This window comes from Marinobacterium halophilum (assembly GCF_003014615.1).
In the GTDB taxonomy this organism is placed as follows: Bacteria; Pseudomonadota; Gammaproteobacteria; order Pseudomonadales; family Balneatricaceae; genus Marinobacterium; species Marinobacterium halophilum.
Genome location: NZ_PYGI01000013.1, coordinates 1 through 25,827 on the forward strand (window position 1 = coordinate 1; position 25,827 = coordinate 25,827).

Consider the following 25,827-nt stretch of genomic DNA (forward strand, 5'->3'; position numbering starts at 1 on the left):
GGCCCAGGAACTTTTCCTTACGGGTCTGACGGCGCTTGTTGCTGAACTCGCTGTCCGCGAATGTAAGTTGCTGATCCATCTCTGCGTCCTCAATCATGTGCAGCCAGCATTATCCCATGCGGCGGACTTGATCACGCCTTCCCTAGGCTTATGGCGGCAATCTAGGAATAACTATGCCTTATATGAGAATAAATATTATTATCTGCCAGCAAGTGCATAGTGTCTGAATTTTTATAATACGATCAACGTATTAAAATAGATTTAAACGCTAATAAAAAGGCCGCATTAAATAATTAAGCGGACTTTTCGTCGGTTTTAATCTGCTTTATGAGGTTGGCGCTTTGTTTAGAAACGTTTTACTCATAAAAAACAATGGAACTACAGTAAAGGTAAGGTAGTAGGGTATTGTATACAGGCTTATATCTCTTGAGAGCAAAGCGTTTTCGGTATCAGGAATCATTAGGTTAATTTTAATGAATGATATGATAAATAATGCTATAGCGGATATGACCACATACATAGCAACTATGCGCTTGGATTTAAATGTAAGTAATATCATGGTCGAAATTAAGCCAAATGCCGATAAACCACCTGCGCAATATAAACTTTCCATACCTATATCAGTTGGAGTTGCTGACACAATATTAGCATCCAGACTTGATAGAAATGCGTCATACCCGAATAGGGGAATCAATGAAAGTAATGTTCCCACGATAAATGCTATAGCTAATTTCTTCATTGCCAATACCCGAACCTAAGAAAGTCTGTTAAAAATTACTTCACTAATTCCAGAATCATTCGTTTTTTTTCGACAGGGTCCAGAACCTGTGAAAGGTTTCCTGTAGCGCTATCATAGACTGCAACGGCTACGGGGTAAGCGCCATTACCTGGCATTGAGAATGTAATGCTGGCATTCCCGAAAAGCTTTACGTCTGGTATAGGGTCTGCTCCATAGGCGAACAGCTGGCCCAATCTGCCAAGGTAATAATCCTTTGATAGTGCTTTTCCAAGCTCGTTATTGACGTTCAGGTCACCAACAGGCTTTAGGTAGTTTCGGCTACCTATATAGCGGGTAATGACCCGCTCCTCGCCTGTTGGTTGCGTAGTAACCCTATCACCACCACTCAAGAAATTTTGCAAAATTTGTAGCCCAGATAATGGTTTGTTTAGCTTTTCATCATCAAAATAAACATCCTGAGAGTGGCATATGCCGTATACGCGTCGATACACTTGCGTTGAAACGCTTAATTTATGAATACCTGATACATGAAGGGATTCGATGATAATAAGATTATCATCCGATGGGGTACACATTTGAACTTCCATGTTTCACTCCGTTATATATCTATATTTTTAAAATATGTTCCATATTGGATACATATATTATTTTATATGATATTTATTTTATAGGAAGAATTTAGCTTTTCAACAATGTACAAGGGATTAATTTCGTTGAAAGAAATAGGGTGTTAGTGTCGCTTATAGTTATCAATAATGAATTAAAATTCTAATATTCTGTTATTAACCCAGCGGCAATGTAGGGCGTACCGCTCGCTGTCCCCACCTTCATGCCTAGTCTTGTCGGACGTTGCTTTTTTCCTGTGTCACGTTGACGATTGACTGCATATATCTATCTGGTATTCAGGCAAGGAGGCAGGTGGCATGTCGTACACTCTGACGGGATTTGAAGGTAAGGTTGCAGTAGTGACCGGCGCGGGCCGTATGCGCAGTATTGGACGGCCGATTGCGTTGGCATTGGCGCAGGCAGGATGTGATGTCGTTTTGACTGGTACCGGTCGTCGGTAGAGGATTATCCCGAAGATGAGCGTGCAGCGAACTGGCGTGATATCGAATCGGTTGCGGATGAAATTCGTCAGCTGGACCGTCGTGCCTTGCCGGTGGTGTCTGATGTCAGCGATCCCGAGGCGGTCGAGGCGTTGATTTTGCGTGTCGCCGAAGAGTTCGGACGTGTGGATTTTCTGGTGAATAATGCAGGCGCTATGCGTGGGGGAGACCGTGTGCCGGTCACCGAATTGTCACTGGAGACGTGGCAGCGGGTGATGGATACGAACCTGAACGGGACGTTTTATATGTCGCGCGCCTTTGCCAAGCACATGAGCGAGCAGGGCGAGGGCGGTGCGATCATCAATATTTCGTCGCTGGCGGCCCAGCTGCTGGCACCTGATACCAGTGCCTATGCGACTTCAAAAGTGGCGATCAACGGTCTGACGACAATCATGGCACGTGAGCTGGGGCCCAAGAAAATTCGAGTGAATGTGGTGGCCCCCGGTATTATCGATACCAGTCGTCTGGATGACGTGCCGCGGGGCAAGATATGGGATGACATGATTGATGCATTTATCGCCTTGGGGCGGGCCGGCGCTGGTGAAGATATCGCCCATCTGGTGACATTTTTGTGCAGTGATCAGGGGGCATGGATCACTGGGCAAAACATCTATGTCGATGGCGGGCATTGTCCGACGCCCCGGCGTCAGTGATCTGGGCCGTACTCGCGAACTGTCGCTGGGGCGCTGCCAGTGGGTGTCAGCCTGCTGAATGATGCCCTTCACACCGATTGCGGCCGCCTGCTTTTGCCTTGTACAGCGCCTTGTCGGCGGCCTTGAGGGTGTAGGCGGTATCAACTTTTTGATCATTCCAGCCCGCGATGCCAATGGATACGGTAATTTTTCCAATAGGCTCAATCTCGGTATTTTGCACTTTCAGGCGCAGGCGTTCAGCCAGCTCCAGCGCAACCTGTTCGTTGGTGTTGGGCAGGATGATCAAAAACTCTTCTCCCCCCATGCGACACACCTGGTCATCCTTCCGGGTGCAAGCGCGCATCAGCAGTGCCAATGACTTCAGTGCCAGATCGCCACAGTCATGGCCATAAGTGTCATTGACGCGTTTGAAGTGGTCGATATCGATCGCCAGTATGCTGAAGGGGGTGTGCTCATGCTTTAGCAATGTCAGCGTATTTTCGGCTCCGCGACGGTTGCTCAGCCCGGTCAAGGGATCGGTTTGAGCATCCAGTTGCAGTTTACCCATGCGGTTGTGCAGTAGGCTGACACCGATCAGCATGGCGCGTTTGAGTTCTGAGCTTTCAAAATACCAGGAGCGTACATCCTGAATGCGGTTGGGTGAGCCGCTTTCATCCATGCTCTGAGCGCTGTCGGCCAATTGCCATAGAGGTCGTGATATCAGGCGTGCCAGCCACCAGATCAGCAGCAGCGTTATCAAGGCCAGCGGCAGAGTGTGATCCACCACCGTACGCATCAGTGTGTTGAGTGGTGTGAGTGTAGAACTAAGAGGGCTTTGCGCTACCACACCCCAGCCGGCGTTGTTGATGGGAGCATAGCCGGCCAGTATTTCAAGGCCGGTACTGTTGTGGAGGCGACCAGTGCCTGACTTGCCCTGAGTAACAGCATCAATGACCGTGTTGTTATATACGATGTTACCGACTCGATCCGGTTGAGGGTGGTACAGCAAGCGTTTGTTCTGGTCGACGACGTAGATATACGAGCCATCTTGATAGTAATGCTTGCCCAGCAGGTCGTTGAGGATGCTACGTTTTTGCAGGTAAAGTGAGCCGCCAATATAGCCCAGGTATTCACCGGTTGTTGAAAACAATGGTTGTGAAATGGAAACCAACAGGTTGCCAACGGCTGAAATATAGGGTGCGCTTATCAGTGGACGCTGTTCTTTCAATGCTTGTAGAGCACCCGGTGATGCCAGTTGTTCGCCCTGTAATTGGAGGGTATCCGGTGAAGTGGCCAATACCATACCGCTGGCATCGACAATGACAACCGAGTTGAAACTGTCAGTTTGTTTGCGCAGGCGTTCTGCCGTTTGGAACAGCATGCTCTCATCGTGCAGCTGGGAGGTGATTTCCATCGCGCTGTAAGCAAGCTGCTGCTGTGCGGCATCCAGAAAGTTGTCAGTGGAGGCGGCCAGTTTGCTGGCGTAGACAAAATTATTTTCCAGTGCCTGGTCGATCAGTAATTGTCGCTGTACCTTGTAGCTGGCGTACAGGCCGTTGATCAGGGTAATGGCTGCAGTAGCGAAGGCCAGAAGCAGAATGAGTCGTCTCAGATCAAGACGGAAAAAAGCTTTAATCGACACGTAAACACCATCGCATGAACAACATGGGGGCAGCCTAAGAGCGGTATTTCCGGGGATATACGCGTTCCAAGTGTGGCAGCAATTAGCCGTTAAATTACGGGTAATAGAGCGAACGCAGAATATCAGGTCTCGAACGGCCATTAAAGAGCCTGATTTTGTGTGGTTATGGCTGCTTGAGGTTTGTTTTTGGTTGTCAATAATATGGTTAACAATCAGTGTGTCATCATGTGTACATAATGTGCTTCCAATCGAAGGGTGATTAAATGGTGCGGCAGATGAAAGCGTTTTCGAGGCAAGGGCCTGACCACCGTGCCGGGCGTGACGTTACGTTTGTCGATATTCGTCGTCGGTTTGATTTTCGTTGCATACAGTTGGGTCGCTGGGTAACGGCGGCTGAGCGGGACCGAGCCGCAGGCCTTTTTTATGATGCGCTATGCGATCTGATGCAGATCCTGCAGGGCCCTGAATCGCTGATATCCTTGCGTGGTACCTTGGGCTTGCAGTATGGAACAGGTGGTCGACCTGGAGTGTCAGCGCATTACGATCCGGCGCAGCGGACCTTTGCGCTGGCCAAAAATGCAGGCCCTGGCAGCATTGCACATGAATGGTTTCATGCGCTTGATCACTATTTGGCGGACAAGGTATTCATGGACGCGCCATCGGGCATGTTCGCTTCATCGGCGTGGCTGGAAGAGGCGACGCCCGTGGCACACCCGTTGAATGACTATTTTGTGCGCTGTTTGCAGGCGATTTTGTTGGCCCCCGATGGGCAGGCACCCAGTGAGTTGTTCCGGTGCTCGGCTGAGATGGATCGGCGTTTGGGTGTGCATTATTACAGCCGTCCCGAAGAGTTGTGTGCGCGTGCGTTCGAGGCCTTTGTGCAGGACAGTACAATCAAGAATAATTTTCTGGTCAAGGGCACGCTGAAATCCCGGGAGGCTGAAGCAGGGGTATATCCGTTGGCTGAGCAGCGGGTTCGAATTAACAGGGCATTTTGCGACTATTTTTTGCATTTGGGACATGCTTTGAGCAAAACATATCGTTAATACATGAACAATTAGTGGTATTAGCCTAAGTGTTCATTGCTGTTGGCGTCGTGTATCCCTAGAATCGCGGGCTTTTCATTCCACACCAAGAAGAGCTTATGACCGACGTAAATAAATCTGGCTACCAAGGACGGCGTAAGCCACGTGCAGATTTTGCCACACGTGCCGAGTATCTCGATCATGAATTGCAAATTATGGAGCCCAAGCGCTGGCGTCCCAACTTGCCGTTTCGTGATTTCAGCTTTGAGATAGAAGACTGGGTACCGGCCATGGCCGCCACCATCGGTAAAATCGTGATGGTGGCGGCGATTGTCGCTGCTTTTGCAACTGAGTTGGGTCTGTCCCGCGCATTTGTTATTGAAAATGTACGCTATGAACTGCTGATCGCGGCCGTGCTGTTCGTGGTGCTGATTTCAGGCTTCCTCAATCCCAAGGCAAACCTTGCGGGCACTCATGGCCCGTTGATTCCGTTGATTCCGTTGATCGTTGCTTCCGGCGGCCATCCAATGGCATTGGGTCTGATGATCGGCGTGCTTGGTTTTATTTTGGGTATCACCAAGGGCGGCAGCTTACTGGCTAAATTGACCAGTAATGGGGTCTGTGGCGGTCTGTTGCTATACCTTGGGTTTATTGGCATTACCGGTCAGATCAAAAATCTGTTCGCCTGGGCTGAAGGCTTTGATATGGCCTATCTGGCCTTCATTGTCATCATCTGCACCATCCTCATGTATGCCTATCTTGAGCATATCCAGATGCGCTGGCTGGCAGTTCCGCTGGGTGCTGTGCTGGCGGCTGTTGTGTCGTTTGCGTTGGGCGCACCGTTCGAGTTTACCACTGAGCCGGGGATGCCGAATCTGAACCCCGCTTACTGGTGGGGCGAAAGCACGGGGTGGCAGCTGGGCTTGCCTGAATTGCATCATTTCCTGGCGGTCGCGCCGTTTGCGGTTCTGGCGGTTGCCATGTGGTCGCCGGACTTTCTGGGTCATCGTGTGTTTCAGGAGATCAACTATCCGCCCAAGACTGAAAAAGTGCTGATGGACATCGATGACACCATGGTTGCGGCGTCCGCACGTCAGGTAACCGGCAGTCTGTTGGGGGGCGGTAACATCGCTTCGTCCTGGGGTACCTACATTGTACCGGCGGCAATCGCACGTCGTCCGATCGCAGGCGGTGCCATCCTGACGGGCCTGCTCTGTGTTGTAGCCGCCATCTGGGGTTACCCGATGGACCTCGCAATCTGGCAACCGGTACTGAGTGTGGCGCTGATCGTGGGCGTGTACCTGCCGTTGCTGGAAGCTGGCATGCAGATGACCCGTGAAGGTAAAACCACCCAGTCAGCCGCAGTCGTGATCTTCTCCTCGGCGCTGGTCAACCCGGTATTTGGCTGGTCGTTGACGGTCTTGCTGGATAACCTGGGTCTGATCGGCTGTAAAGAACGCGGCAAGGATCTTGGCCACATGGGACGCTGGGTTGTGCCTGGCATCGTGTTCGTTATTCTCTGCCTGCTGATGGCGGGTATCGGTATGTTCCCGGGCTTGCCCCCGCTGCTCGAGTCCTTCCGCGAACTGCACTAAGTTTGCCCTTTCGGGGCCGGCATTCTGCTGGCCCCGCTCGTTTCTGCATCTCACTGTCTCCACTATCCGCAACGGGTCATCGAAATAATTGTTGCTGTTTTTGGACGTTGTGCGAGCCAATTACCATGAAAATGCGTACAATGCGCACCCCTTAAACGGTACGCGTCTACAGCGTGCTGTATTTTCTAATCAATTCCAATCGGCCGGGAGGCCATTATGACCACTACCACTCAGGCAGCGACAGCTGACCGGGAGATGGACTCGCACAATCGATCAATGCTGGCTGGTGTTGATCTCCCCGTGTTTTTCATCAGTGGCGGGGCACTGATACTCTTCGCAGTACTCGCCATGTATGACCTGGAGCTGGTGTCCGGCGGGGTCAATGCAGCGTTCGCTTTCTCCACACAACTGTTCGGTGCCTATTGGCAGATGTTGCTGTTGTGTACATTTTTTATTGGATTAGCACTGGCAATCGGGCGTACCGGTCGTGTGGTCATGGGCGGGCTGACAGCACCGGTCATTTCCACCTTTCAGTGGACCTCCATCATCATGTGTACGCTGCTGGCAGGCGGTGGTGTGTTTTGGGCAGCGGCCGAACCGATGGCTCATTTTCTGTCACCACCGCCACATTTTGCGGCCCAGGGAACGGAAACGAGCACTGCACAGGCGGCTTACCACGCATTGGCGCAAAGCTTCATGCACTGGGGCTTTCTGGCCTGGGCCATTCTTGGCAGCCTGACCGGCATCATTTTCATGCATCTGCATTATGAAAAGGGATTGCCGCTGAAGCCGCGTACACTGCTGTATCCTGTCTTTGGTGAGCGGGTAATGAAGGGGCCTTTTGGTGCCATCGTTGATGCCTGCTGTGTGCTGGCTGTGGTTGCGGGTACTGTTGGCCCTATCGGTTTTCTGGGTTTGCAGGTCAGTTTTGGTCTGGAATTTCTGTTCGGCATTCCCGATACCTATGCGACGCAGGTGTGCGTGTTGATCGGCCTTATCCTGGTATACACGCTGTCTGCCGTAAGTGGTGTGACCCGTGGTATCCAGTTGCTCAGCCGTACCAATGTCATTCTGGCGGTGGCGCTGATGGCCTTTATTCTGCTGGCGGGTCCGACCGGATTTATCATTGATGGCTTCATGCAGGGTTTCGGCATTTACCTGAGCGAATTCATACCGATGGCGACGTTCCGTGCGGACACGGCATGGCTGGATTGGTGGACGGTATTTTTCTGGGGCTGGTTCCTGGGCTATGGACCTTTGATGGCGATGTTCGTTGCGCGCATTTCGCGTGGCCGCACGATTCGTCAGATGGTATTGCTGATCTCTGTGGTTGCGCCGGTGATTACCTGCTTCTGGTTCACCATAGTCGGCGGGACGGGTATCTCGTTTGAACTGGCAAATCCGGGTGTAATCTCCGAGCCGTTCAGCGGGTTCAACCTGCCTGCGGCGCTGATGGCGACTACCTCCGAATTACCGTTGGGTTCAATCGTGTCGGTGTTGTTCCTGATTCTGACCGTGATCTTTGTGGCGACGACAGGCGACTCCATGACTTATGCCGTTTCCATGGTGATGACCGGTACCGACCATCCGCAGACCAGTGTCCGCGTCTTCTGGGGCATCATGATGGGGGTGACGGCGGCAATCCTGATTTCCATCGGCTCGGGTGGCATCTCTGCGCTGCAGTCCTTCATTGTGGTAACGGCTGTGCCAGTGTCACTGGTGTTGTTGCCTTCGTTGTGGGTCGCACCTCGCATCGCCCGTCAGATGGCGCGCGAACAGGGGCTCTGAACCTGTTATCCCGATGGCGCGGATTACCGTAGCCATCGGGACGTTCGATCATTCCGTGCCTTATTACCTTGCCCTGTTTTCAGGTATAATCCGCGCTTGAATTTTAACCAGTGGATTCCTGAAGCGCCCTATGCACACCGACAGCCTCGACAAGCAGATCAAGACCCGCCTCAACAAGCTGCAGAAGCGTCTGCGCCGTGAAGTGGGGCAGGCCATAGCCGCTTTCAACATGATTGAAGATGGCGACAAGGTGATGGTGTGCCTCTCCGGCGGCAAGGACTCCTACGCCATGCTCGATATTCTGCTGAATCTGCAGAAGAGCGCGCCGATCCGTTTTGAGCTGGTGGCGGTCAACCTGGACCAGAAGCAGCCCGGTTTCCCGGAAGAAATACTGCCCAATTATCTTGAGTCGATCGGGGTGCCGTTCCACATTGTCGAACGTGACACCTATTCCATCGTTAAATCGGTGGTGCCGGAAGGCAAAACCACCTGTGCACTCTGCTCGCGCCTGCGTCGCGGCACCCTGTATGGTTTTGCCGATGAGATCGGTGCCAACAAGATCGCGCTGGGCCATCATCGTGACGATATTCTGGAAACCTTCTTCCTCAACATGTTCTATGGCGGCAAGCTGAAGTCGATGCCCCCCAAGCTGGTATCCGACGACGGCAAGAACATGGTCATTCGGCCGTTGGCCTACGCCCGCGAGAAGGATATTGCCGAATATGCCGAGCTGCGCGAATTCCCGATCATTCCCTGTAACCTGTGCGGTTCGCAGGAAAATCTGCAGCGTCAGGTGATCAAGGAGATGTTGCAGGGCTGGGACAAGACCAACCCCGGTCGTATCGAGACCATGTTCCGCGCCCTGTGTAACGTGGTGCCGTCGCACCTGGCAGATCATCAGCTGTTCGACTTCAAGGGGCTGCAGCTTGGCTTTGCGCATGGCATTGTGCCTGGAGCCGACACGATCATGGGGCCGCTGGATGATGATGAAGAGACCGGTGCCAACGGTTCCGGCGTTCAAATGATGGAAAAGATCGACATCCTGTCGCTCTGATCCGCTTGACCTCTTGCTCCCTTTTGCGGATATTCGGGCTTACCCTAATAAACAAGCCGAATAAGAACAACTGGGAGCCATCATGTCTCAATCACTGCTCGACCGTCATGACCACGAAGGTGTGGCCACGCTGACGTTATCCCGCCCTGATGCCTACAACAGCCTGTCCCTGGAATTGATGCAGGCACTGCATTCCGAGCTGGATGCCATTGCTGATGATACCAACGTGCGTTGCGTGGTGATACGCGGTGCCGGCAAGGGGTTTTGTGCCGGGCACGATCTTAAACAGATGCTGGGTGAGGGCGAGGAAGCCTATTACCGTTGTACTTTTGAGACCTGTTCACAGCTGATGCAGCGGATTGTAAGTTTGCCGGTTCCGGTCATCGCCCAGGTACACGGCGTGGCGACAGCGGCCGGTTGCCAGTTGGTCGCCAGTGCCGACTTGGCAATCGCGGCGGATACCGCCCGCTTTGCCACCCCTGGCGTCAATATTGGCCTGTTCTGTTCCACCCCCATGGTTGCCCTGAGTCGTGCCGTTCAGCCCAAGCATGCCATGGAGTTGCTGCTGACCGGTGATCTGATCAATGCGCAGCGCGCCTGCGATATGGGGTTGATCAACCAGCAGGTGCCAGCGGCCGAGCTGGAGCAGGCGGTGGCTACGCTGGCGGCCAAGATTGCATCCAAGTCCCGTCACACCCTTCAGATCGGCAAGCAGGCGTTCTATCGACAGCGCGAGTTGCCGCTGGCCGAAGCCTATGCTGTCTGCAGTGAAGTGATGGTGGACAATATGCAGACCCCAGATGCTCAGGAGGGGATTGACGCCTTTATCGGCAAGCGCACACCGCACTGGCAGCACCGCTGAGAGTACGCGCGGGGCAAATGGCGTTAGAGTGCCATCAAGCCCTGAGTGATCGGAAATAGTGCTGCTGTCAGTGAAATGGCCAGTATCCAGGGCTTGATCCGGTTAACGGGCCAGGCCCGTTCGGAACGCCAGCCCAGATAACTGCCCAGTGCGACACCGGGTAACAGCTTGAGCGCCAGCCACAGGTGGCTACCTGCCAGCTGACCTGCGCTGTACAGCATGGCTAATGAAATCAGTGTGCCCACTAGAAAGAAACCGGCCAGTTCTGCCTTGGCGGCGGCCGGATCATGCTCCTGATACACCAAGGCCATGGGTGGGCCACCAATACCCGTGGCAGTACCGATCAAACCGGAAAAGAAGCCGCCCAGCGTCATGCTGGTTGTTGTGGTACGCAATTTAATCGTCTGCCAACTGAGTAAGGTCGCCAGTAGTAAAGTTGCACCCAGCAACAGACCCAGCAGTGCCTGGCTCATTGCCTGCACCTGTAATGCGCCGCACCATGCGCCGGGTATGCGTGCGGCAATCGCAGGCAAAATACGTTGCCAGCGCAGGGTGCGTACGCCTTGTATCACCATCACCACGGCCAGTGTGAAGCCAACCATCAGGATCGGCACCGGCACATAGGCAGGGTTCAGTTGGTATAGAATGGGAGCCGCCAGCAGGCCGTAGCCGATACCAATGCGAGACTGAACAAAGACGCCAGCGGCGACCACCAGAACGGCCAGCAGTTCGGGAAGTGTATAAAGCATTGACCCGATCCTTAGATGTGGAAAACCCCCGTCAAGGTTAGTGCGAACCTGTCCGGGGGTTTGGTTTAAAATAGATTAATCGAGATGGTACCGGCTTCAGTGGCCGCCGGCATCCGCCCGTGAGCGATCGCTGTTTTCGACCAGGACGGCAGCGCCGATGCGGTTGATTTCCGCCCAGAGCGCCGGGCTGATTTCGATGCCCTGATTGACGCTGTGCTCCTTGTTTATTTCGACCTGTTCGGCATCCAGTAAGCGGGTGTTGCGGTGGTTCAGAGTGGTCGACAGATTAACGCGTGAACTGCAGATGATCGTCAGTGCCTGCTTGTCTTCCGGGCTGGCGCTCAGGCAGGTGGTGGCTTCGCTATAGCTCGGGTAGCGCTCGCCAGCCTTGATGGCGGCCGTATACTCGGTCATGTTTTGATCACCATTTTGCCAGTAGGCGGCAACACTGATGCCGCGGCGGCCGCAGTCGGTCAGCGCCTTGAGCACGAACATGCGATTATGGCAGTTATGCACGGTCACGGTCGCAATGCCGCTTTCCAGTGCCTTGGCATGGACCAGATCTACAGCCGCTGCAATGCAGTTGAGTGCGCTACGGCCATGACTGTCGATGATTGCTGACGTGCTGTCTTCATAGATGACACTGCTCAATGGCTTGCTGCTGTCTTCATCGATGAAGGGAAGCGCGTGCTCCAGCTCCTTAAGGCCGTTGAGGCCATGCTTTTCCAGCCAGAGGATCATGTTGGCGGCATCTTCATAATTGCCGACGAAATAACCGCTGGCTTCAAAGCAGCGGCGCAGGGCCGCTTTCAGTTCATTCATGGAAATATTCATGGGCGACTCCTTACTGCTGTGGTGCCAATGGCATGAACCAGTCATCACCAAAGCGGTTGCCGATGTCTTCCAGCAACGGGGCTCCCTGGAACATGGTGTTACGTACCCACAGCCGAGAGCGCGGGTCAAATTTGCTGACGCCGAAGAAGGCAAGCTTACAGCGCAGCAGATGCATCGGCAGTACGTTGCGGTCCAGCAGGTTGGCCTGGATATCGCCGTAAATGCAGCGGTTCATGCTCTGAATGCGGCGGACAATGCCGCGCAATTTGGGTCGGGCTACCATGAAACGTGCAGTGTTATGATCCGGGTTCTGTTCAATATAGGCGCATAAATGGTCGTAACACCGGCGCACTGCGTAGCCTACGCCCAAAGCCATCTGCTTCTTGCGTGCCTGTGCATCGATAATGCTGCCCAGGCGCGGCTCCATTTTTTCTTCTGAGCGATACCAGCAGGTGTCACGGGCGCCTTCGGCCGAAAAATCGGTGTCCAGAGCCCAGGCATAGCGGGTTTCGATGACCGATTTCAGTGTTTGCAGTGGCATCAATGGGTCCAGATCGAGGAACTCTTCAGCACAGAAGTAATCTTCAAGGTCATCCACCAGTGCCGGGTAGAGCTCCAGCAGAATCGAGGTCAGCATCTCCTGTCCCTGCAGTGAGCAGTGCGCTTCACTCCACTCGATGAGCCGGTCCCAATCATGCAAGGGTTCTTGCAGCTGGGTGCTGAGCGCGTCCAGATCCCGCAGGGTGCGGCGATTGTTTTCCGTTTGCCATTGATCTTCCGTGTGTGTCTCACGGGTGTGCTGGGCACAGCGGGCAATCAGTTCGTTCAATTGGAGCAGGATGCGAGGGGAAATATCGCCCAGTGCGCGTACGCGGGCTAGCGCCAGTTCACGCATTTCAACCCAGCGGTTGATCAGCAGCGGGTGGTTGACCAGATAAGGGGCCATACCCAGCCCGGTAGAATTGCCGATACCGAAATAGCGTTTGATTTCCGGCCGCATCGGCTGGAAAGTGTCGGGGGTGCGTTGACGAGCAATATGTTCAGCCTGCACCAGGCTGAAGTTGCGCAGCATCAGGCAGACGAACATTTCAGCAGCGAAAGGGCGTGCGAAGTCCTGGTAGTGACTGCGTACTTTTTCCCAGTCGGCCATGCCCAGCTTACCGCTGCCGTAAACGGCGGTTGTGCGATACAGGTATCCTACCTTGGCGATCTGCTGAATGTCGGGCTGTTCGCCCTTGGCCAGTTGGTCAACCACATAGTCGAAGTTGCGGGCACTGCGATTGGCACGAGACAAAACGAATACCCGCGCATCCACGCGTCCGGCTTCCTGCTTTGGAACATTCTGGCGCAGTTTTTCCAGATAAATATCATCGACCTGCCCGGCGACCAGTGCCATGGTCAGGTCCCACTGAGTGGCAATGACACGGTCATTGCGGGCTTCGGGGGAAAGATAGCTGGAAAAAAGTACAAAACTGTACAGCCCTTGGGGGGCTTTGATCTCGTACACGACGTGGCCGTAGCCTTCGGCATCCAGTTCGAAGCGTACTGGGGTGATCTGCCAGCGCTCGCGCATGATGCGGCGAACCAGGCTGCGCATGAAGCTGAGCCGGCTTTGATGTATGGAGCCCAAGCGCTCCAGATTCATCACCTGCGCGGCAGGGCGCAGTGGGAGTGCGTTATCTCCCCGCATCGATGTTTGAATAGCAGCAAGCGTTATCATTATTGTGGTCCTCTGAGTTGCTACACATCTCGTTTCTGTAAGGTGTCATTACGGCGTGGCAACGCAATACAGGAGTACCCCGGGTTTGCGTGGTATCCATGCAGGTTTCCTGTTCATGCACGTGGGGGGAAGAGCGGAACATCCTTCAATGACGGTCTTAATATTGGTCAAAGCCGAGCGTGGGGACAAATGAGAAGGATCTATCGGCTGATAAGGGCGGCTTATCAAAGCCGCCAAACCCATTATTTTTTCTATATTAATCGTGCCGATGAAAGCGGCGGGTCAGTGCATTTCAGCCCGGTTCGTTCTGGGCCAGGATGAATTGCACCAATGCCTGTGCGGCGGGGGAAAGAGATTTGTTACTCAGGCGCACAATGCCGATACGGCGCACGACTTCGGGTGTGGTCAAGGGAATGAAGGTAAGGGTGCTGCTTTCTCGGGGGAAGGCAAACCAGGGCAGAGTGGTGACGCCCAGACCGGCTTCCAGCATCGCAACCAGTGAAATCATGTTGGAGATATAGAACTGGGAGTCCTCCAGCAGGGGGGCGGCTTCGGTGCCCTCTAGCAGCCGTGAAGTGCCGTTGCTGATCAACCGATGCTCGCGCAGAGTGGCCCAGTGCAGCGAGTCGCTGTTCGCCAGTGGATGATCATTGCGGCAGACAACACCGACATGGTCATGCCAGAGCGGAATGAAGGTTTTGTTTGCATGCTCGTCTGTCTGGAGCAGGCTGGCGATACCGAAGTCCACCTGCTGATGTTCCACCATATCCAGCACTGCGGCGGCGTTGTCATCAAAACAGCTGATATGCAGGTCCGGGGCGTGCGCTACGAAACGGGACAAAATATCCGGCAACATGCGGCTGGCGATGGACGGCACTGACGCCAGTCGCAGGTGGCCGGTCTTGTGTTCAGCCATCAACGTCATGTCCTGCGCAATGCGATCGTGATGCGCAATCAGTTCCTTGGCTTGGGGCAGGAAGTGCTGGCCAAAAGGGGTCAGTTCAGCGTTGGCTGATTTGGCATTGCGCTTTTCGAACAGGGATTCGCCAAGCTTGTTTTCCAGATCCTTGATCGAGAGCGAGATGGCGGGCTGGGTGCGATGGGCTTTTTCAGCCGCGGCGTGAAAGCCCTTGAGTTCCGCGACCCAGACAAAGTGTCTGAGTTGGGCGATTTTCAATTCTGGCAACATGGGGTGTATCCCGATCACGTGGCGTGGGCTCTTGATAAGTATTGCTTATCAGGAAATTTTATTTATTAATTTTTATTATTAGATCACCCTGCCTATGATGAGTCCATCAATTTTGCTGGAGGTCATCATGTCTGAATCAATCTTTCGCAACTACATCGCCGGTGAATGGGTCGACGGCGCAGCCACCATCGCCAACATTAGCCCGGCTGACACCAGTGACGTGATTGGCCAGTACGCTCAAGCCGACCAGGTGCAGACAAAAGCGGCCATCGTCGCTGCACGTCAAGGCCAGGAAGAGTGGCAGAAAAGCGGTCTGGAACAGCGCTACTCGGTATTAATGAGCATTGGTGATGAACTGATTGCGCGCAAGGACGAACTGGGTGAGTTGCTGGCGCGTGAAGAAGGCAAGACGTTGGCTGAAGGTGCGGGCGAGATCTATCGGTCCGGCCAGTTCTTCCATTATTACGCGGCTGAAGTGCTGCGTCAGATGGGCGAAACCGCCGACTCTGTGCGCCCAGGGGTTGAAATTGAAACCCGCCGTGAACCGGTCGGTGTGGTTGGCATCATCACTCCCTGGAACTTCCCGACGGCTACCGGTGCCTGGAAAATTGCGCCGGCGCTGGCCTTTGGCAACGCCGTAGTGTGGAAACCGGCGAATCAGGTGCCGGGATCGGCTTGGGCGCTGACCGAAATTATCTCCCGTCAGGGGCTGCCGGCCGGAACGTTCAATCTGGTGATGGGGCCGGGTGCAGAAGTCGGTGATGTGCTGATCAATTCCCGCGATATCAATGCGCTGACTTTCACCGGCTCACTGGAGACTGGTCGCAAGGTGGCGGCGGCGACGGCAGTCAATCTGGTCAAATGTCAGCTGGAAATGGGCAGCAAGAACGCACTGGTGGTGCTGGATGATGCCGATCTGGACAATGCCGTCGAGTGTGCGGTGAGCGGTGCCTTTGGCGGCACCGGCCAGAAATGTACCGCCTCTTCCCGTCTGATTGTCACTGAAGGCATTCATGATCGCTTTGTCGAAGCGGTAAAAGTGCGCATGCAGAAACTGGTGGTCGGTCATCCGTTGAAAGCGGGTGTGCATATCGGTGCCGTGGCTGATGCCCGCCAGATGGAGCAAAATCTGGCGTATTTGGAGCTGGCCAAGCGTGAAGGCGGACAGTTGGCCTGTGGTGGCGAAGTGCTGAATGAAGACACCGAAGGCTACTACATGCGCCCAGCGCTGTTCACCGGCACCACCAACGATATGCGCATCAACCGTGAAGAAGCTTTTGCTCCCATTGCCTGCGTAATCAAAGTGAAAGATTACGAAGAGGCGCTGGCGACCCTGAATGATACCAACTTCGGTCTGACCGGCGGCATCTGCACCCAGTCACTGAAATATGCCACCGACTTCAAGCGTAATGCCAAGACCGGTTGTGTAATGATCAATTTGCCGACAGCGGGCACTGATTATCACGTGCCGTTTGGTGGTCGCAAGGACTCCAGCTTTGGCCCGCGTGAGCAGGGTACTTATGCCAAGGAGTTTTACACCGTCGTTAAAACCACCTACATGCGTGCGTAAGCGGAGCCGGGCCATGAACCAGAACCTGCACAACGACCTCATTGTGATCGACGGGCTTCAGTACTCCAACTGGAACCGGCAGATCTTCGAACAGCTGCGTGAAGGCGGCGTGACCATGGTGCATGTCACCATTGTCTACCACGAGCAGATCCGCGAAACCCTGTTGCGTATTGCCGAGTGGAACCGTCACTTCGAGTACAGCAGTGATCTGATTATGCCAGTCAAAAGCGCGGATGATATTCGTCTCGCCAAGGCACTGGGGAAAGTGGGCATCATGTTCGGGGCGCAGAACTGCTCACCGATTGAAGATGACATCGGCATGGTCGAGGTGATGCGTGAGCTGAACCTGATGATCATGCAGCTGACCTACAATAATCAGAGCCTGCTGGCTTGCGGTTGTTATGAAGCGGAAGACAGTGGTGTCACTCGGTTCGGCAAGCAGGTCATCCGCGAGATGAACCGTGTCGGCATGGTGGTTGATATGAGCCACAGTGGCGAACGCAGCACGCTGGACGCGATTGAACTGTCAGAGCGTCCGATCGTGATCTCGCACGCCAACCCGATCAGTTTTCATGAGGCCAAGCGCAACAAATCGGATACGGTGCTCAAGGCGTTGGGCGAATCCGGCGGTCTGCTGGGGTTCAGTCTGTATCCGTTCCATCTCAAGAACGGCCCTGATTGCACCCTGGTGGAGTTCTGCGACATGGTGGCGCGTACCGCTGACCTGATGGGCGTCGAGCAGATCGGTATCGGTACCGATCTGTGTCAGGATCAGCCGCTGTCGGTACTGGAGTGGATGCGCAACGGCCGCTGGTCAAAAGAGAAGGATTATGGCGAAGGCTCCAAGTCCAATGCCGACTGGCCGCGACCGCTCTCCTGGTTCCGTGACAGCCGCGATTTCCCCAATCTGACCGCCGGTCTGCAAGCGCGAGGATTCAGTGATGAGGACGTTGCCCGCATCATGGGGCGTAACTGGCTGAACTTTCTGGACCATGCGCTCAAATCCCAGGGTTGAACCGATACCCTGATTCCCGAATAACCGTGCAGCCGCGTCTGTGGCTGCATGCCCCCGCCCCTGAATCTCCGAACCTATAACGATAAAAGCTCTACAGGAGACTACCATGAATACAACCACAAGCGCTGTGACTGACAGCCGGGAGCTGGATATGCCAAGCAAGTCATGGCTTTCAGGCGTGGACCTGCCCGTGTTTTTCATCAGCGGGGGGCTTCTTGTCCTGTTTGCCGCGTTCGCGCTCTATGATATCGAGCTGGTGTCCAGCTGGGTCAATACGGCGTTTGCCGGCTCGACAAGACTCTTTGGTGCCTATTGGCAGGTACTGCTGTTACTGACCTTTCTGATCGGGCTGGTGTTGGCCATCGGGCGCACGGGCGGCGTGGTCATGGGTGGCACCGACACCCCTGATATCAGTACCTTCCAATGGATCTCCATCATCATGTGTACGCTGCTGGCCGGAGGCGGAGTGTTCTGGGCGGCGGCGGAACCAATGGCGCATTTTACCTCGCCACCGCCACTGTTTGCCGGAGATGGTGCCGTGACCGGCACGGTTGAAGCGGCCTATAACGCACTGGCACAGAGTTTCATGCATTGGGGCTTTTTGGCCTGGGCGATTCTGGGGAGCCTGACCGGTATCATCTTTATGTACCTGCATTATGAGAAGGGGCTGCCGCTGAAGCCACGTACCCTGCTGTATCCGGTACTGGGTGATCGAGTGATGAAAGGACCTTTGGGTGCAATTGTTGATTCCTGCTGTGTACTGGCAGTGGTCGCGGGTACTGTGGGGCCGATCGGTTTTCTGGGGTTGCAGGTCAGCTTTGGTCTGGAGAAGCTGTTTGGCATTCCCAATACCTACCTGACACAGGTCATTATCCTGGTAGGGCTGATTGGTCTGTATACCCTATCGGCCGTGAGCGGCGTAACCCGTGGTATTCAGATTCTGAGCCGCGCCAACGTTATTCTGGCGGTTGCTTTGATGGCGTTCATTCTGGTGATGGGGCCAACCGGCTTTATCGTTGACGGCTATCTGCAGTCGTTTGGTATCTATGTCAGCGAATTCATTCCCATGGCGACCTTCCGTGCCGATACCGGCTGGCTGGACTGGTGGACCGTATTCTTCTGGGGCTGGTTTTTGGGCTATGGTCCGCTGATGGCGATGTTCGTGGCGCGTATTTCCCGTGGCCGTACCATTCGCGAAATGATCCTGCTGATTTCGGTCGTCGCCCCGGTCATTACCTGCTTCTGGTTCACGATTGTCGGCGGTGCCGGTTTATCCTTTGAACTCGACAATCCGGGTGTCATCTCTGAGCCTTTCAGCGGTTTCAACTTGCCGGCGGCCTTGATGGCGATTACCGAGCAGCTGCCGCTGGGCTTCCTGATTTCACTGTTGTTCCTGGTGCTGACCACCATTTTTGTGGCAACGACCGGTGACTCCATGACCTATGCCGTTTCCATGGTCATGACGGGTACCGACCATCCGCAAAGTAGCGTGCGCGTCTTCTGGGGCATCATCATGGGGGTCATGGCTGCACTGTTGATCTCCATTGGTTCCGGCGGTATCTCGGCACTGCAGTCATTCATTGTCGTTACTGCCGTACCGGTATCTCTGATACTGCTGCCGTCTTTGTGGGTGGCCCCTAAAATTGCCCGCCAGATGGCCCGAGAGCAGGGGCTCTGATGTACACAGGTCGGGCTGTCTTGAATGGCGGCCCGGTCAACTTTACCTTTGATTCATTGATTGAGAGCGTTATGAAAACTGCAGTCAAAACCGATCTTTTTGCGTCCAAGGCCCCGCTGGAATGGGCTGTTATCGCCAACGGTACCTTGTCGACGGCCCAGATTCCCATTGATGCCAATGGTCAGGTAGTAGAGGGGGGGATAGAAGCCCAGGCGCGTCAGACCATGGACAATTTCAAGCACACTATTGAGGCGGCCGAACTGACGATGGCAGATGTGACCCAGGTATTGATCTATGTGACCGACCGGTCTCAGTTACCGGTATTCAATCAGGTCTATGCCGAGTATTTCGAGGCACCCTATCCCAATCGGGCAGCCATGATTGTCGCGGGTCTGGCAAGAGAAGAGATGTTGTGCGAAATCGTAGCGTATGCAGCTGTGCCAGCGTAAGGCGCGACCGAACCACATGGTGAAACGTTCAAGTGGTTCGGATACAGAGGCGGCCTGGTGCCGCCTTTTTTAGTGCAATTCCAGCTGGATATGGAAGGTTGTACCCACGTCCGGGTCAGAAGTAACAGCCATGTGGCCGCCATGCTGTTCAGTCACGACAAAATAAGCGAAGGACAGGCGTTTGTCGGCCCCGGCTGCGGGCTGTTCTTCGTTGCCGCTGTGCAGGTAAGGCTCGAACAGGTACATCTGTTCCTCACTGCTCAAGCCGGTTCCGTTGTGTTGAATACGGATCGACAGGGCATCGTAGGACTGGCCGACATACAGTTTAATAGTCGGCGTGAACGCAGGGTCCTGTTTGGCCGCTTTCTCAACCAATGCCTGATAGGCATGCCGGAACAGTCCCAGGAAAACCTGCTGTAGTTCTGTGATATAGCAGGGCACCTGCGGCACGTCCGATTCGAAGTGGCGTTCGATGCAGATGCTGTTGAACGCCATGGCATCGGGTCGTGACAATACGTCATTGGCCTGGGTCAGGGAGTGTTCCAGAATGTCGATCACGTTGGCTGCTTGAGATTCGCCGGTGCGTCCACGTGCAAATTGAAGCAGATTGCGGATAACAGATTCTACCTGCTGACCATTTTCGGCTGCGTTTTGCAGCAGCTGATGCAGGCGTTCGGTATCAGCATTCGGTGCGTTTTCGGCTGGTAACAGGTGGCCGTTGTCGAGAATGTTCTGGAAGCTGCGCAGGTCAAACAGGATCGCCTGCAGCGGTATATTGATGTCGTTGGCCATCGCTGAAGCCAGCTCGCCCATGGATGACAGCTTGTCATGATGGATCAGCATGTTTTCGGCAATCACCCGCCGGGTCACATCATCAACCAATACCACTACGCCGGGCTCGCTGTAGTTTTCCAACGGATAGACAGTGATATCCATATGGTAACTGCCAGGTTGGCTGTAGCGCAGGGTAACGGCCTTGCGCTGTTCCAGTGCCTGTTCGATGTGACGCGGTGTGACTGTCATGTCTGGATAAATCGACCAGATATTATGGCTAATGGCCGCTTCCGCCTTGATGCCAGACAGCTGCTCGGCGCGGCGGTTCCAGTGTGTAATGGTGCCATCCTTGTTCATGCCGACCAGTGCCAATGGCATGGAGTTCAGGATGTTCTGGATATAAGACTCGGAGGCTTGCAGGCGCTGTGTTGTCACGACATGCTGGGCAACTTCCTGTTCCAGCTTGGCGGTACGATCCTTGACCCGTTCTTCCAGATGAGCCCGAATCTCTTCGAGTTCGATGTTGTAGCGTTTGGCGCGACGCCAGGTGGTGAACAAGACGATAACAACCAGTGTCAGCAGAATAATCAGTACGCCACTGGAAAAATTGGCGACATATTGCCATCGCGTGCTGCCGTCTTCATTACGGAACGGCGTCAGCAGGCTGGCCTGCGCCAGTGACGAGGCGAGCAGCAGGGAGGTAAACAGAACGTATCGAATCATGGTGAAGTATCGGTCCTGGCTGTCTGGGCAAAAATGAAGAATCTGAAAAAGCGGGTGGGATTATAGCGGATTCAACGGCAGCGGTGGGAATTTCCGATGGCTTCTTGTGGATGATTGCGGGGTGGACAAGTGCTCTGAAGTAAACCGGCAAAGCCCCCCCTCCGAATGGGCACCTTTGCCGGCGAGACGGTCAGTGAGTGCCCGTCAGTTGTGATCGATGTCTTCGTGTTCCAACCACATCGCATTGATGATGCCGAACGAGCATGCCAGAAGTACGCCGAGGATCCAGGCAAAATACCACATCAATAGGTTCTCCTTGTCAGTAGGCTGAGTAGTCGTTGTCCTGAATGTATTCCACCGAAATCTTCGACCAGAGTGCGCGGTAGCACCATAGGGTGTAGCCGAGGATAGTGGGTACGAAAATGAAGGCAGCAATGGCCATGACATTCAGTGTCAGGTGGCTGGATGCTGCATCCCATAAAGTCAGGCTGGAGTTAGGGCTCAGGCTGGAAGGCATGATGAACGGGAACATGGAGACGCCCGCTGTGGCGATGATGCCTGCCAGGCTCAGTGCGCTGAACAGAAATGCCCAGCCCGGGCGGTTGCCTCGGGTCAGCAGGAATGCGCCGAGCAAGCCGATGAAGCCGATGAGCGGAGCCAGCCGGGTCAGCGGATAGGTGCTGTAGTTGGTCAACCAGGCTCCGGCGGCAATTTCAACTTCCTTGGCCAGCGGGTTTGGCAAAGCGCCGAATTCGGGTTGGCTCAGGATGCGGTAACCGTCGATGCCCAGACTCAGCCAGATACCGGCGGTGGCAAAGCCAACCAGAGTGATCAGGGCCAGCAATTGTGCATAGCCTTTGGCGCGGCGTTCCACGTCACCGTGACTGCGCAGCTGGATCCAGACGGCACCGTGCATGGAAAACATGCACAGACTGATGATGCCGCACAGCAGACCGAATGGATTGAGCAGGCCAAAAAAGTTGCCGTCGTAGCTGGGCCGCATGAAGGTATCGTGCTGGAAAGGTACGCCCTGCAACAGATTGCCGAAGGCGATGCCAAAGACCAGAGGTGGCACGACACCGCCAGCGATCAGTCCCCAATCCCAGGCACGACGCCAGCGGCTGTCGGCCAGTTTGGAGCGGTAATCAAAGCCGACCGGCCGGAAGAACAGCGCAAACAGTACCAACAGCATGGCCCAGTAGAAACCGGAGAACGCAGCGGCGTATACGGCGGGCCACGCGGCGAACAAAGCGCCTGCCGCAGTTACGAACCAGACCTGGTTGCCTTCCCAGTGTGGGCCGACCGTGTTGATCACCACGCGGCGCTCGTCGTCGGTTTTGCCGATCAACGGCAGCAGGGCACAGGCGCCCATGTCGAAACCGTCGGTAATGGCGAAGCCGATCAGCAGCACGCCGACCAGTGCCCACCAGATCAATTTCAGCGTTTCATAGTCGAATAGCATCTTCTATCTCCTTCGCCGCTCAGGTGTTGACCGTTGCGTCAGTCGGCTGTTCATGGTGGTAGCGGCCGGTGTGTAGGCTGCTTGGACCCAAGCGGGTAAATTTGACCATTAGATAGATCTCGACGACCGCCAGCAGTGTGTATAGGGCAATGAACGCGAACAGGCTGCCGAGCAGGTCAGCTTTGGTCAGTATCGAAGGCGCGACATAGGTTGGCAGGATTTCACCGATGGCCCAGGGCTGACGGCCGAACTCGGCGACGAACCAGCCCATCTCGGACGCAATCCAGGGGGCCGGGATCGAAAACAGCGCCAGGCGTAGCAACCAGGGTTTGTTGAATGCGGTGCGCCGTGCGGTGAAGTAGAACGACAGGGCGAAAATCATCAGCATCCAGAAGCCACAGGCGACCATCACGCGAAAAGCCCAGAACATGGGCGCGACGCTGGGGATGGTGTCACGGGCGGCCATCTGGATCTGTGCTTCGGTGGCATCCACAACATTGTCGGTGTACTTCTTCAGCAGCAAACCGAAGCCAAGATCCACTTTGACCTGATCGAACTCGGTTTTCAGGGCGTCGTTCTCTTCGCCATTACGCAGACGAACCAGCAGCGAGTAGGCGTGCATGCCATTGCGGATACGTTGCTCATGCTCGGCGATCAAATCCTTGATGCCGGTGACCTCTTCATCCAGCGATCGGGTGGCGATAATGCCCATCAGATAAGGAATCTTGATCGCGTAGTCGGTCTCCATGGTTTCGTCATTCGGCATGCCGAACAGGGTGAACGCGGCCGGTGCCTCTTCGGTTTCCCACTCGGCTTCGATGACGGCGAGCTTGGTTTTCTGCACGTCACCAATTTCATAACCGGACTCGTCTCCCAGCAGAATGACCGACAGGGACGCGGCCAGGCCAAAGGCGGATGCGATGGCAAAAGAGCGACGTGCGAAGGCCAGATCCCGTCCTTTCAACAGGTAATAGGCACTGATCCCGAGCACGAACATGGCCGCGGTGGTGTAGCCGGCGGATACGGTATGAACAAATTTTACCTGAGCGACCGGATTGAGGAAGACCTCGGCAAAACTGGTCATCTCCATGCGCATGGTTTCGTAGTTGAACTCGGAACCGACCGGGTTTTGCATCCAGCCATTGGCGACCAGGATCCACAATGCGGACAGGTTTGAGCCCAGTGCAACCAGCCAAGTGACCATAAGGTGCTTCACTTTGCTCAGGCGGTCCCAGCCAAAGAAAAACAGGCCGACAAACGTGGATTCGAGAAAAAATGCCATCAGGCCTTCGATCGCCAAGGGTGCGCCGAATACGTCGCCAACGTAGTGCGAATAGTAGGCCCAGTTGGTGCCGAACTCGAATTCCATAGTGAGGCCGGTGGTAACGCCGAGGGCAAAGTTGATACCAAAGAGTTTGCCCCAGAACTGGGTCATGTCTTTGTAGATCTGCTTGCCGGTCATCACATAGACCGATTCCATGATGGCCAGCATGAAGGACAGCCCCAGTGTGAGTGGGACGAAGAGGAAGTGGTACATCGCCGTAATGGCAAATTGTAGCCGGGAAAGATCAACGATTTCCTCAGTGATCATTACCAGTCTCCTGTACGGGTTGGAGCGCGAGTGCGTTATGCGTCTGCTACTAAAGCAGAATTCGTGCCATATATTTCATTTTTGATGGATAAGATAATTTTTTTGCATAAGTCAGGTGCTGCGTAGGATAGCGCACATCTTTTCTGCAGTTATACGTTCAATACTAAGTTGTCGGAAGTGACAAAGTGTCGCAGACTGACAGTTTTGGCAGCACGTGTGTGTCACTGGTGGCAGTGGCTTGAGCGGGATAATTAAGGCGTGCGAGTGGCAAGTGTGCAGTATTGTAAGGAGAGTGCATGAAAAACGGAGCGTTCAACCCCGAAGTGATTCTGGAGGCGATTCCGGAACCAGCGGCTATTTTGTCCACCGAGTATGAAATATTGGCAACCAATGCCGCATACCGGCGCAGTTATAAACCGCAAGGAGCGGTGGTCGGGCGTACCTGTTTTGATGTCTCGCATGGCTATCAAGTGCCCTGCGATCAGGCGGGTGAGGCATGTCCGTTGAAGCGCTGCCGTGAAACCGGACAGCGTCAGCGGGTACTGCACCTGCACAATACGCCTCAGGGTGAAGAGCATGTGGATGTGGAAATGGCACCACTGGAAGACGATCGGCAGCAGCTGATTGGTTTTCTGGAGGTGATGCATCAGGTTAAAGCGGCACGTGCGCATGTATCTGATCATGAAGGGCTGGTCGGGCGGGCACCGGCTTTCACCCAAATGCTGTCCCTCGTGCATCGTGCCGCGCCGAGCGAGATTACAGTGCTGTTGCTGGGCGAGTCCGGTACAGGTAAAGAGTTAGTGGCTCGTGCGCTGCATGACAGCAGTCCGCGTGCGGGTTCTCCTTTTGTTACTGTCGAATGTTCGGGTTTGAGCGAAGGGCTGTTTGAAAGTGAATTATTTGGCCATGAGCGGGGCGCTTTTACGGGTGCAGTCAGTCGTAAAAAAGGACTGGTGGAAGCGGTACGCGGTGGCACCCTGTTTCTGGATGAAATTGGTGAGATTCCGCTCAGCCTTCAGGTCAAACTATTGCGCCTGATCGAAACTGGTACATTTCGTCCGGTTGGCAGCGTTGAGCTACAACACGCTGATTTCAGGCTGGTGTGCGCGACCCACTGCAACCTCAAGCAAATGGTTGAGGAGGGGCATTTTCGTCAAGACTTGTATTACCGCATATCGGCGTTTCCGGTGCCGTTGCCGCCGTTGCGTGAACGGCCGACAGACTTGCCGCTATTGAGTGCTGCGCTGCTCAAACGGTTGCCTGGTGGGGATACGGTAGAGTTGGCGGATGACACCCTCGCGCAGCTGTCAGCGTATGCGTTCCCTGGCAACATTCGTGAGCTGCGCAATGTCCTCGAGCGCGGCATTTTACTGGCGGATGGTGGTGTTATTTTACCGCAGCATTTACCTGCCGAGGTGACGCAGTCACGGCGCTCGGGCGCGGACCTTACCATTGATAGTGGTCTGGATCAGGTGCCGCTGATGCCGTTGGAACAGTTGGAATCGGCCTACTTGGCATCCGTGGTGCGCCGTTTTGGGGGCGAGCGGCGAGCGCTGGCTCGGCAATTGGGAGTGAGCGAACGCACGCTCTACCGGAAATTAAAGCCCTGAATGTGTATAGACTAAAGCAG

Annotated in this window: 23 protein-coding genes; 13 read left to right on the plus strand and 10 right to left on the minus strand. The window is 54.6% G+C overall.

The genetic code is table 11. The annotated features are described in order from the left end of the window. The first annotated feature begins 473 nt into the window (after positions 1 to 473). Positions 474 to 758 (plus strand): hypothetical protein, encoded by a 285-nt coding sequence (locus CLV44_RS17225; protein WP_146139992.1) that lies wholly within the window; start codon positions 474 to 476, stop codon positions 756 to 758. A gap of 16 nt (positions 759 to 774) precedes the next feature. Here the strand turns inward: CLV44_RS17225 and CLV44_RS09880 are convergent, their stop codons facing one another. Continuing rightward, complete coding sequence (locus CLV44_RS09880; protein WP_106591965.1) at positions 775 to 1,326, minus strand: hypothetical protein; 552 nt, start codon at positions 1,324 to 1,326, stop codon at positions 775 to 777. 336 nt (positions 1,327 to 1,662) lie between these two features. Here CLV44_RS09880 and CLV44_RS17420 point away from each other — a divergent pair, with 336 nt between their 5' ends. Beyond that, positions 1,663 to 1,806 (plus strand): hypothetical protein, encoded by a 144-nt coding sequence (locus CLV44_RS17420; protein WP_211298118.1) that lies wholly within the window; start codon positions 1,663 to 1,665, stop codon positions 1,804 to 1,806. A gap of 41 nt (positions 1,807 to 1,847) precedes the next feature. After that, entirely contained in the window at positions 1,848 to 2,498 is a 651-nt protein-coding gene (locus CLV44_RS09885; RefSeq protein WP_281257821.1) for an SDR family NAD(P)-dependent oxidoreductase, read from the plus strand. 46 nt (positions 2,499 to 2,544) lie between these two features. Here CLV44_RS09885 and CLV44_RS09890 read toward each other — a convergent pair whose 3' ends face one another. Then, positions 2,545 to 4,119, minus strand: coding sequence for a sensor domain-containing diguanylate cyclase (locus tag CLV44_RS09890; protein WP_211298120.1), 1,575 nt, complete (start codon positions 4,117 to 4,119; stop codon positions 2,545 to 2,547). A gap of 275 nt (positions 4,120 to 4,394) precedes the next feature. On the opposite strand from CLV44_RS09890, the gene CLV44_RS09895 reads away from it, so the two are divergent. The 5 genes from CLV44_RS09895 (at position 4,395) to CLV44_RS09915 (ending at position 10,443) form a co-directional block, all read left to right on the plus strand. After that, positions 4,395 to 5,165, plus strand: coding sequence for a CLCA_X family protein (locus tag CLV44_RS09895; protein ID WP_245912655.1), 771 nt, complete (start codon positions 4,395 to 4,397; stop codon positions 5,163 to 5,165). A 98-nt stretch (positions 5,166 to 5,263) separates the two neighbouring features. Continuing rightward, positions 5,264 to 6,739 carry a DUF3360 family protein gene (locus tag CLV44_RS09900; protein ID WP_106591968.1) on the plus strand — a complete coding sequence of 492 codons (1,476 nt, stop codon included), beginning with the start codon at positions 5,264 to 5,266 and terminating at the stop codon, positions 6,737 to 6,739. Between the two features lie 216 nt (positions 6,740 to 6,955). Further along, a complete protein-coding gene (locus tag CLV44_RS09905) occupies positions 6,956 to 8,527 on the plus strand; it encodes a BCCT family transporter (protein ID WP_106591969.1) in 1,572 nt (523 codons plus the stop codon). Between the two features lie 130 nt (positions 8,528 to 8,657). After that, complete coding sequence (ttcA, locus tag CLV44_RS09910) at positions 8,658 to 9,581, plus strand: tRNA 2-thiocytidine(32) synthetase TtcA (protein WP_106591970.1); 924 nt, start codon at positions 8,658 to 8,660, stop codon at positions 9,579 to 9,581. An 82-nt stretch (positions 9,582 to 9,663) separates the two neighbouring features. Then, positions 9,664 to 10,443, plus strand: coding sequence for an enoyl-CoA hydratase (locus CLV44_RS09915; protein WP_106591971.1), 780 nt, complete (start codon positions 9,664 to 9,666; stop codon positions 10,441 to 10,443). Between the two features lie 23 nt (positions 10,444 to 10,466). Here CLV44_RS09915 and CLV44_RS09920 read toward each other — a convergent pair whose 3' ends face one another. The 4 genes from CLV44_RS09920 to CLV44_RS09935 form a co-directional block, all read right to left on the minus strand. Then, complete coding sequence (locus CLV44_RS09920; protein ID WP_106591972.1) at positions 10,467 to 11,192, minus strand: sulfite exporter TauE/SafE family protein; 726 nt, start codon at positions 11,190 to 11,192, stop codon at positions 10,467 to 10,469. A 96-nt stretch (positions 11,193 to 11,288) separates the two neighbouring features. Further along, entirely contained in the window at positions 11,289 to 12,026 is a 738-nt protein-coding gene (locus tag CLV44_RS09925; RefSeq protein WP_106591973.1) for a DUF3726 domain-containing protein, read from the minus strand. A 10-nt stretch (positions 12,027 to 12,036) separates the two neighbouring features. Next, on the minus strand, positions 12,037 to 13,746 hold the full coding sequence (locus tag CLV44_RS09930) for a hypothetical protein (protein WP_106591974.1): 1,710 nt from the start codon (positions 13,744 to 13,746) through the stop codon (positions 12,037 to 12,039). 292 nt (positions 13,747 to 14,038) lie between these two features. Further along, complete coding sequence (locus CLV44_RS09935) at positions 14,039 to 14,935, minus strand: LysR family transcriptional regulator (protein WP_106591975.1); 897 nt, start codon at positions 14,933 to 14,935, stop codon at positions 14,039 to 14,041. 127 nt (positions 14,936 to 15,062) lie between these two features. Here CLV44_RS09935 and CLV44_RS09940 point away from each other — a divergent pair, with 127 nt between their 5' ends. From CLV44_RS09940 to CLV44_RS09955, 4 genes are all read left to right on the plus strand, one after another. Next, complete coding sequence (locus CLV44_RS09940; protein ID WP_106591976.1) at positions 15,063 to 16,505, plus strand: aldehyde dehydrogenase family protein; 1,443 nt, start codon at positions 15,063 to 15,065, stop codon at positions 16,503 to 16,505. A gap of 13 nt (positions 16,506 to 16,518) precedes the next feature. Further along, on the plus strand, positions 16,519 to 17,520 hold the full coding sequence (locus CLV44_RS09945; protein ID WP_245912656.1) for a dipeptidase: 1,002 nt from the start codon (positions 16,519 to 16,521) through the stop codon (positions 17,518 to 17,520). A gap of 151 nt (positions 17,521 to 17,671) precedes the next feature. Continuing rightward, on the plus strand, positions 17,672 to 19,198 hold the full coding sequence (locus CLV44_RS09950; RefSeq protein WP_211298123.1) for a BCCT family transporter: 1,527 nt from the start codon (positions 17,672 to 17,674) through the stop codon (positions 19,196 to 19,198). Between the two features lie 71 nt (positions 19,199 to 19,269). Beyond that, positions 19,270 to 19,647, plus strand: a complete 378-nt coding sequence (locus CLV44_RS09955; RefSeq protein WP_106592063.1) for a RidA family protein — start codon at positions 19,270 to 19,272, stop codon at positions 19,645 to 19,647. A 69-nt stretch (positions 19,648 to 19,716) separates the two neighbouring features. Here the strand turns inward: CLV44_RS09955 and CLV44_RS09960 are convergent, their stop codons facing one another. From CLV44_RS09960 to CLV44_RS09975, 4 genes are all read right to left on the minus strand, one after another. Further along, a complete protein-coding gene (locus CLV44_RS09960; protein WP_106591978.1) occupies positions 19,717 to 21,144 on the minus strand; it encodes a two-component system sensor histidine kinase NtrB in 1,428 nt (475 codons plus the stop codon). A gap of 204 nt (positions 21,145 to 21,348) precedes the next feature. Then, positions 21,349 to 21,447 carry a cytochrome bd-I oxidase subunit CydX gene (cydX, locus tag CLV44_RS09965; RefSeq protein ID WP_106591979.1) on the minus strand — a complete coding sequence of 33 codons (99 nt, stop codon included), beginning with the start codon at positions 21,445 to 21,447 and terminating at the stop codon, positions 21,349 to 21,351. 16 nt (positions 21,448 to 21,463) lie between these two features. After that, positions 21,464 to 22,606 (minus strand): cytochrome d ubiquinol oxidase subunit II, encoded by a 1,143-nt coding sequence (cydB, locus tag CLV44_RS09970; RefSeq protein WP_106591980.1) that lies wholly within the window; start codon positions 22,604 to 22,606, stop codon positions 21,464 to 21,466. Positions 22,607 to 22,625: 19 nt separating this feature from the next. Further along, on the minus strand, positions 22,626 to 24,197 hold the full coding sequence (locus CLV44_RS09975; RefSeq protein WP_106591981.1) for a cytochrome ubiquinol oxidase subunit I: 1,572 nt from the start codon (positions 24,195 to 24,197) through the stop codon (positions 22,626 to 22,628). Positions 24,198 to 24,493: 296 nt separating this feature from the next. On the opposite strand from CLV44_RS09975, the gene CLV44_RS09980 reads away from it, so the two are divergent. After that, positions 24,494 to 25,807: a sigma-54 interaction domain-containing protein gene (locus CLV44_RS09980; protein ID WP_106591982.1), complete on the plus strand. Its 1,314-nt coding sequence runs from the start codon at positions 24,494 to 24,496 to the stop codon at positions 25,805 to 25,807. Positions 25,808 to 25,827 lie beyond the last annotated feature (20 nt).

Excerpts from the sequence above, each read along its gene's own strand:
- CLV44_RS09920 (WP_106591972.1), bottom strand. The coding sequence starts at position 11,192 with ATGCTTTATACACTTCCCGAACTGCTGGCCGTTCTGGTGGTCGCCGCT.
- CLV44_RS17225 (WP_146139992.1), top strand. The coding sequence starts at position 474 with ATGAATGATATGATAAATAATGCTATAGCGGATATGACCACATACATA.
- CLV44_RS09955 (WP_106592063.1), top strand. The coding sequence starts at position 19,270 with ATGAAAACTGCAGTCAAAACCGATCTTTTTGCGTCCAAGGCCCCGCTG.
- CLV44_RS09975 (WP_106591981.1), bottom strand. The coding sequence starts at position 24,197 with ATGATCACTGAGGAAATCGTTGATCTTTCCCGGCTACAATTTGCCATT.
- cydB (WP_106591980.1), bottom strand. The coding sequence starts at position 22,606 with ATGCTATTCGACTATGAAACGCTGAAATTGATCTGGTGGGCACTGGTC.
- cydX (WP_106591979.1), bottom strand. The coding sequence starts at position 21,447 with ATGTGGTATTTTGCCTGGATCCTCGGCGTACTTCTGGCATGCTCGTTC.
- CLV44_RS09915 (WP_106591971.1), top strand. The coding sequence starts at position 9,664 with ATGTCTCAATCACTGCTCGACCGTCATGACCACGAAGGTGTGGCCACG.
- CLV44_RS09900 (WP_106591968.1), top strand. The coding sequence starts at position 5,264 with ATGACCGACGTAAATAAATCTGGCTACCAAGGACGGCGTAAGCCACGT.
- CLV44_RS09945 (WP_245912656.1), top strand. The coding sequence starts at position 16,519 with ATGAACCAGAACCTGCACAACGACCTCATTGTGATCGACGGGCTTCAG.
- CLV44_RS09880 (WP_106591965.1), bottom strand. The coding sequence starts at position 1,326 with ATGGAAGTTCAAATGTGTACCCCATCGGATGATAATCTTATTATCATC.
- CLV44_RS09940 (WP_106591976.1), top strand. The coding sequence starts at position 15,063 with ATGTCTGAATCAATCTTTCGCAACTACATCGCCGGTGAATGGGTCGAC.
- ttcA (WP_106591970.1), top strand. The coding sequence starts at position 8,658 with ATGCACACCGACAGCCTCGACAAGCAGATCAAGACCCGCCTCAACAAG.
- CLV44_RS09980 (WP_106591982.1), top strand. The coding sequence starts at position 24,494 with ATGAAAAACGGAGCGTTCAACCCCGAAGTGATTCTGGAGGCGATTCCG.
- CLV44_RS09935 (WP_106591975.1), bottom strand. The coding sequence starts at position 14,935 with ATGTTGCCAGAATTGAAAATCGCCCAACTCAGACACTTTGTCTGGGTC.
- CLV44_RS09905 (WP_106591969.1), top strand. The coding sequence starts at position 6,956 with ATGACCACTACCACTCAGGCAGCGACAGCTGACCGGGAGATGGACTCG.
- CLV44_RS09930 (WP_106591974.1), bottom strand. The coding sequence starts at position 13,746 with ATGATAACGCTTGCTGCTATTCAAACATCGATGCGGGGAGATAACGCA.
- CLV44_RS09895 (WP_245912655.1), top strand. The coding sequence starts at position 4,395 with ATGAAAGCGTTTTCGAGGCAAGGGCCTGACCACCGTGCCGGGCGTGAC.
- CLV44_RS17420 (WP_211298118.1), top strand. The coding sequence starts at position 1,663 with ATGTCGTACACTCTGACGGGATTTGAAGGTAAGGTTGCAGTAGTGACC.
- CLV44_RS09925 (WP_106591973.1), bottom strand. The coding sequence starts at position 12,026 with ATGAATATTTCCATGAATGAACTGAAAGCGGCCCTGCGCCGCTGCTTT.
- CLV44_RS09960 (WP_106591978.1), bottom strand. The coding sequence starts at position 21,144 with ATGATTCGATACGTTCTGTTTACCTCCCTGCTGCTCGCCTCGTCACTG.
- CLV44_RS09950 (WP_211298123.1), top strand. The coding sequence starts at position 17,672 with ATGCCAAGCAAGTCATGGCTTTCAGGCGTGGACCTGCCCGTGTTTTTC.